We start from the raw sequence: 6962 nt of genomic DNA on the forward strand, positions 1-6962 counted from the left end.
TCTAGTTTTTGAGAAAGCTGCACAATGGAATTATTTATAAATTTCATATTTTCTTCATATGATTTTGAAGAAATCTCATTATGAAGTGTATTTATATCAAGAGAGAAATTATCAAGCCTGTCTGAAATATTGGAAAAATCAGATCTATAATGATCTTTATATTCTTGAAGATTATTTATTGTCTGAGACTGAGATTGAAGTAGTGTTAATATTTCAGCAAGCAATGTAGGGACATTAATAATATTATCTGAATCTGGATATATTGGATTATTAGTATTTCTTGCTTTTTCAAATGTATCTGTCTCTGTATTATTGTTTTTTTCATAGTCAGAATTATTATCCATACTATTAAATTCAAGTTTTAGGTAAGGTGGATTTTTTGAAAATTTTGATGCGAATTTGATTACAATATTGGAATTACTTAATATGGGTCCTAAAACTATATTATAGTTTACATCAAACTGAGATAAATCCTTTATTATCTTTGTTATGTTTATTTTGATATAAGAATTATTTGAATTTTTAGGAATAGTAAGATGGAGGATTTCAGTAAAGCATTCTTTAGGAAATGAATCCCAAGTTAAAGAATCGGTTTTAATATAGTTATAGTTTCCACATATTCCTATTTTTTTTAATGATGAATCTGTTGCTTTTATATCTTCTACAAAAAGATATAAGTATGCATTTTTTATCATATCAGGATTTAAATCACAGAGGTTGAATTTTAATATAATTTTATATATGTTTAATCCCAATGCATTGCTGTTTGTTAATCCTGATGTAAGGGTACTGTTTTTTGAAAATACTGTATATGGTTGACTTTTATCTACATAAGCAGTTTCAGCACAATTGAATTCTTTCATATATTTCAAATTAATTCTCTCCTTATTAATTATTTCTAGAAAAGTGTGTATTATATAAAAAAGGTTAGTTGATTCCTAAAATTTCATAGGAATTTTCTTTCATAAACAATGTGAAATAATTGAATACTTGATTTTGAATCATATTATCATGATAATTACAGCAATTGAAAGGACAGTTTGAAGAAGGTTCATGTATAAAAACTTCATTCCATGAAAAGCCATAATTATCTGATCTGCATACATATAAATTATGATATTCAATCCAATGAGCATATAATTTACTGTCATATTTTACAATATTGGGGAAAGTACATGCTACTGTATTACTTATTATGGTTGAATTTTTAATATTAAAATTATTGTTATCTACGCAGCCTTTTATGTAAGTACAGTGGTATCTGCTGAGATTATTTTCCGAAAACAGTATATGGTAGCAATTACTGCTGTCTTTTATGACAGATAAATATATTTTCGATTTCTTTGAATGAGTTACTTGAACAGGAGTTTTCCATGTAAGTGAATCTATATCAAAAAATGAGACAAATAATTCTTCTATACCGTCAATGATTTTATAATAGAATATTTCAGGAGTATTATCAGATGCATAAGTGACGACAAAATTTGTCAGCACATTATATGAAAGATAATCTACAGTAGCAGTATACCATTTGTTATTCTTTTTAAAATGATGTATTAATTGTGTATTATATGGATCATTTGTATTTAAAATATAGTAGAAAATATTTGTATACTCTGATCTGGAATTTATATATACAAACTTTATAAATGTGCTATCAGGGTTATATGAATAAATTTTCTTTTTTACTATATATCTGTCTGTTATATAAAAATAAAGGAGTGATCCACCTTTATCATTTATCAATCCATATAAACCATCTTTTTTATCTATATTAAACCAATAATCTAAAAATGAGAAAAATCCTTTAATTAGTTTTTTATGTGATAATAAATTAAAGTTTTTATCATAAATATCCAAGGCTATACCATTCTCAGAACTTATTTTGCAGATATTGTTACTGCTTTTTATCAATATGGTCTCAAATTTTCTCATAAAAGTCATAAAGTTCCTCCTAAAATAATCCTTCTAAAATATATTTATTATTTTTTTACTTATTTATACATATTTAAGAATTTTTAATCTATCATAATTGTTAAAAATTAACCAATATGTTATGCAGTTAATACAATATATCTGTTATATATTTGCTAGATTAATTAAAGATCATAATTACTAAATATGCATAATTAAAATAGCATATTAAAGATATGATTTTAAAATTAATGAACAAAGTAATAAATTTATCATAATATACAATATAAGCAAAAAATAAATCGAAAGAAAAATACCATAATTAAAAGGAGGTTATTTTATAATGGCAAATTGTAGCGGAACAACACCTATATCACCAACATCAGGGTGTTTCTCAAGCTGTACACAGACAATAAATCAAACCAATTGTGGATGTACAGGATGCACTGCACCAACTATAGTAACTGAGGGAGATGTAAACAATCAGGTGTTAATACCTGTATTAGCAGATGTAATTCAAAATTGTATCTGTATAAGCAAATATGAAACTGCATATCCTACTAATTTATTAATTACAACTAATCTGTTAAGAACATCTGAAGCTGGTACTATAATACCTCCATCAGGACCTATCTGCATTACAGATATAAGTTACAGTTATTCATGTGTAGGTGTTCCAGGTGGGGCAGGAGAGAACGCAACAACTGTTGGGACTCCTCCAACAATAAATGCTAATGTAGGATGTAATAGAGCTGCTTTAGCAGCAACATCACCTTCCTGCAGCTGCTTATCAAACACTGGAAATTCATTGACAGCTTTATACAATGATTTTTCAGGTACAGCAAGAACAGCTGCATGTTGCTGCAATAATACAGCACAGCCATATGCTCAGAATAAAATTGTTGAAAGAGAAGTTCCATTATCAGTTTGTAATTTAAATATAACAGTAAAAGGAACAATCGGAGGTCAGTCATTTACAGGAACAGTATCAGGGGTTTATGCAAATGGAATGTTGACAGCATTCCCAAATCCAACACCATTAGGAACATTAGGTTTTCCATCAACATTTAATTTTGCAGGAATAATGTGTCTTCCTACAAGTACAAGAATGACTATAAGTGAAAGCTTTGATAATTGTCTTATAGTAGACTGCATAAGACCATTAATATCTTCATATTCAGCTGCAACTGATCCAGGAATTGAATTAGAACCTGAAAGAACTAATGTAACATTCTTAGCATCAGCTGATTTATCATTAGTAATATCTAAAAATATTTATGCTACAACTAGTGAAAAAATAGCAGTTATAACTAATTCAGGAGCTCAAGTAGTATGTAGTGATAATACTGCAGTACCAGCATGTCCACAATCAACATCATGTGCTGGACCATGTCCTGGACAAGTAACAACAGTATAATAAAATATTCTTAAAAATTATTATATTTGCAATAAATGCTTCAATATTTTCTATTGGAGCATCTTTTGATAATTGAAAATCTTTAATATAGGCATAATTATTAAAAAATAATTAACATACTATAATATAGAAAGTTTTTAAGCAGTTTTTTGTTCTATAGGAAATTATATTTTCGAACAATCTGTGGATAACTTTTGAAGGGGGCAGAAACACACAGTCTGCGAAGCAGATTTTTTTATTGTTATGATTTTTATTTGACATTTATATATTTTAACATATACTTAAAAAGTAAAGTTGACAATTCAAATTGTATAAAATATGTATTTAAAATTGCAGGAAAGGTTTGATATTATGGATTTTAAAAGTCTTGGAACAAATAGTGACTTGATTAACATATTAAAGAAAAATGGAATACATACACCAACTCCAGTTCAAGAGGAGAGTATTGAAATAATAAAACAAGGACAGGATTTGATTGCAGAAGCAGGAACAGGAACAGGAAAAACACTTGCATTTCTTCTTCCTATATTTGAAAAGATAAATCAAAAATGCACTGATGTACAGACTCTTATTCTAACACCAACACGAGAACTTGCTCTTCAGATAACAAATGAAGCAGATAAATTAAATGAAGATAAAAAAATAAATATTCTTGCATGTTATGGCGGCAAAGATATTAACTCACAGCTGAAAAAACTTAATAAAAATGTTCAATTGATAGTTGCAACACCAGGAAGACTTCTTGATCATATTGAAAGAGGAACCATAAATTTAAAAACAGTAAAGACTTTTGTTTTAGATGAAGCTGATCAGATGTTATTTATGGGATTTAAAAATGAAGTTGAAAAGATAATGGCTGAAATGTCAAAGAAGAAACAGATGCTCTGTTTTTCAGCAACTATGGATTCTGCAGTAAAGAAACTTGCATATAGATATATGAAAGACCCGGCAATAGTTTCAGTTAAAAAAGAAGAAGTTGATATAAATTCAATAAAGCAATTTGTAGTTGAAACTACAGACAGACAAAAAAGGGATGCATTATGTAAAGTTCTTGATGAAGATAATCCATTTATGGCTATAATATTCTGCAGAACAAAGAGAAGGGCAGATGATCTTGAAACTGTAATGGCATCTAGAAAATATAATTGTGCAAAAATACACAGTGATATAGCTCAAAACAAAAGAGAAAGAATAATGAAATCATTTAGGGAAGCTAAAATTCAATATTTAATAGCTACAGATGTTGCAGCAAGGGGATTAGATATTGCTGGTGTAACTCATATCTATAATTATGATATTCCTGAAACACCTGAAAGCTATGTACACAGAATAGGAAGAACTGGAAGGGCTGGAGAACATGGAATTACATGTATGTTTATAGATCCTAAAAATAAAAGGACTTTAGAGGAAATTGAAAAAATGATAGGATTTAAAATACCAAGAAGAAACGTAAATCTATAATTTTATGCTCTAGCTAATTGATTTTGATTATTAATTGAAATATAATTATTTTTTCTATTGTTAAGTAAATATTATTTAGAGTATAATATATATGTTCCAATTGACAATCTACACATTCAATTAATGATGAAATCTCTGCAAGATTTCTTTAACCATTATGTAGTTTTATTATTGGAACAGATATAGTTAAAATAAGAATAAATTATAGAAAAAATTATAAGGGTGATAAAATGAAGATTTCAACAAAGGGAAGATATGGTTTAAGAGCACTTATGGATATATGTTTATATTCTGGGAATGAGACCGTTACAGTAAAAAGCATTTCTGAAAGACAAAGCATTTCTGAAAGATATCTTGAGCAGATTTTTTCTTCACTTAGAAAAGGTGGAATAATAAAAGCAAAAAAAGGAGCTCAAGGAGGTTATTTTTTAACAAAAGAGCCAAAAGAATTTACAATAGGAGACATACTTACTATATTAGAAGGAGATTTGCTTCTAATTGATATAGAAGCAGAAGATAACGATGTAGAAAATTACCTTATCGATAAATTATGGAATCCTTCCAATGATAAAATAAGAGAATTTTTTGAATCAATAACTTTGGAAGATTTGGCAGATGGTTATATTAATAAAGGTAAAGATGAGATGTATTACATATAGTAATATACTTAGATTTTAATCTATACCTGTTATAATTGCTTTTTTATATTTGATATGTAGTAACTTGTGTGTCAGATTATATTTAAATTTTAGTAAAATATTTTTTCATTTTTTGAAAAAGTATTGAAAAAATTCAAAAATCATGCTATAGTACAAGTATATTAAAGCCATTGATAAGAAAAGTAGGTAATAAAGCTTAGTGTAAAGAGAGTCTGCAAAATGTGGTGAGATGCAGGTACTGTAGATATTGCTGAATGGGTCTTTGAGGTGATATTCTGAAATTATTTAAAGTAGGAATATACGGAAGTCTACCGTTATATTGACAGGATATAAGAAAATTAATTGTTAATTTTAGTATCTGATTTAAAGTATGTACATAGGTGGCATAGCGAAATTATAGTATTTCGTCCTGTATAAGGATGAGGTGCTTTTTATTATTTGAATATAAATTATTATTTTTATATATTTCAGAAGAATCATAAAATAAAATTTTCAGCACAAAGCCATTTTTACATAGAATTTGGGTGGCACCACGAGTCACTTCGTCCCAATAGTGTGGGATGAAGTGACTTTTTTCATTTTAAAACATCTATTTTTCAATATGAGAAAAAATAAAAAGGAGAGGATTTAATGACTAATATTTCAAGAGATCAATTTATAGAGAAGAAAAAAAGCGGAAAAGTTTTTTCGCTAATAACTGAATATAGAGGTGATGAAGTAACTCCAATAAGAATATTTAATGGATTTAAAGGAAGAAGAAGATTTATATTTGAAAGCGGAAGCACAGAAAATTACTTTGGAAGATATTCTTTCCTTGGTGAAGATCCATATAAGGAAATTGTAGGAGAAACAATAAAAGAAATAGATGAATTGAAAAAAAATATAAGGGTAGATTTTGATGAAAGTACAAATAACTTTTCATTTAAAGGAGGTGCAATTGGATATATGGGATATGAAACAGTTGCACTATATGAAAATAAATTGAAATTTAAAAATCCTGATGATCTTGATTTGCCTTTAATAAGATTTAATCTTTATAGCAGATACATATGTTATGATCACTTTACTCATAAAGTTTTTGTAATTGATAATATCTTAAATAATGATAACAGAGAATATGAATCAATATTAAAAAATCAAAAAGAATATATACTATCTCTTTTGGATCAGCCAACCAATATAGAAGACTTTGAAGAAAAAAAAGATATACATTTTGAATTCTGCACAACAAAAGAAAAATATGAGCAAAATGTCCGTATAGGAAAAGAACATATTTTAGCAGGTGATATATTTCAATTTGTACCATCTTTAAGAATGAAATGTATAACAGATAAATCTTTTGTAGAAATATATAGAAGACTTAGGGAAGTAAATCCTTCACCTTATATGTATCTTATTGATTATGATGATTATCAAGTTATTGGAGCTTCACCTGAAAGTGTTGTAAGTGTAAAAAATGGTAAAGCATCAACAAAGCCAATTGCAGGTACAAGAAAAAGAGGAGCTACTCC

General features: G+C 27.6%; 6 protein-coding genes. 4 read left to right on the forward strand and 2 right to left on the reverse strand.

Going from position 1 to position 6962, the window contains the following annotated elements; translation table 11 throughout:
• Window positions 1–863, reverse strand: an 863-nt coding sequence (locus Q0F58_RS16115) for a DNRLRE domain-containing protein (RefSeq protein WP_294378845.1), incomplete at its 3' end; no start/stop codon positions are given.
• 64 nt (window positions 864–927) lie between these two features.
• Complete coding sequence (locus Q0F58_RS16120) at window positions 928–1944, reverse strand: hypothetical protein (RefSeq protein ID WP_294378830.1); 1017 nt, start codon at window positions 1942–1944, stop codon at window positions 928–930.
• A 313-nt stretch (window positions 1945–2257) separates the two neighbouring features.
• Between Q0F58_RS16120 and Q0F58_RS16125 the strand changes: the two genes are divergently transcribed.
• From Q0F58_RS16125 to Q0F58_RS16140, 4 genes are all read left to right on the forward strand, one after another.
• Window positions 2258–3331, forward strand: a complete 1074-nt coding sequence (locus tag Q0F58_RS16125) for a hypothetical protein (protein ID WP_294378834.1) — start codon at window positions 2258–2260, stop codon at window positions 3329–3331.
• Window positions 3332–3682: 351 nt separating this feature from the next.
• Complete coding sequence (locus Q0F58_RS16130) at window positions 3683–4792, forward strand: DEAD/DEAH box helicase (RefSeq protein WP_294378837.1); 1110 nt, start codon at window positions 3683–3685, stop codon at window positions 4790–4792.
• Window positions 4793–5022: 230 nt separating this feature from the next.
• Complete coding sequence (locus Q0F58_RS16135; RefSeq protein WP_294378839.1) at window positions 5023–5451, forward strand: Rrf2 family transcriptional regulator; 429 nt, start codon at window positions 5023–5025, stop codon at window positions 5449–5451.
• Between the two features lie 630 nt (window positions 5452–6081).
• On the forward strand, window positions 6082–6962 hold an 881-nt coding region (locus Q0F58_RS16140), incomplete at its 3' end, for a chorismate-binding protein (RefSeq protein ID WP_294378843.1).

Origin of the sequence: uncultured Clostridium sp. (assembly GCF_934754915.1) — a bacterium.
Classification (GTDB): domain Bacteria; phylum Bacillota; class Clostridia; order Clostridiales; family Clostridiaceae; genus Clostridium.

Bases quoted from the DNA above. Each gene is read 5' to 3' on its own strand.
- Q0F58_RS16130 (WP_294378837.1), top strand. From the start codon at position 3,683: ATGGATTTTAAAAGTCTTGGAACAAATAGTGACTTGATTAACATATTA.
- Q0F58_RS16125 (WP_294378834.1), top strand. From the start codon at position 2,258: ATGGCAAATTGTAGCGGAACAACACCTATATCACCAACATCAGGGTGT.
- Q0F58_RS16135 (WP_294378839.1), top strand. From the start codon at position 5,023: ATGAAGATTTCAACAAAGGGAAGATATGGTTTAAGAGCACTTATGGAT.
- Q0F58_RS16120 (WP_294378830.1), bottom strand. From the start codon at position 1,944: ATGACTTTTATGAGAAAATTTGAGACCATATTGATAAAAAGCAGTAAC.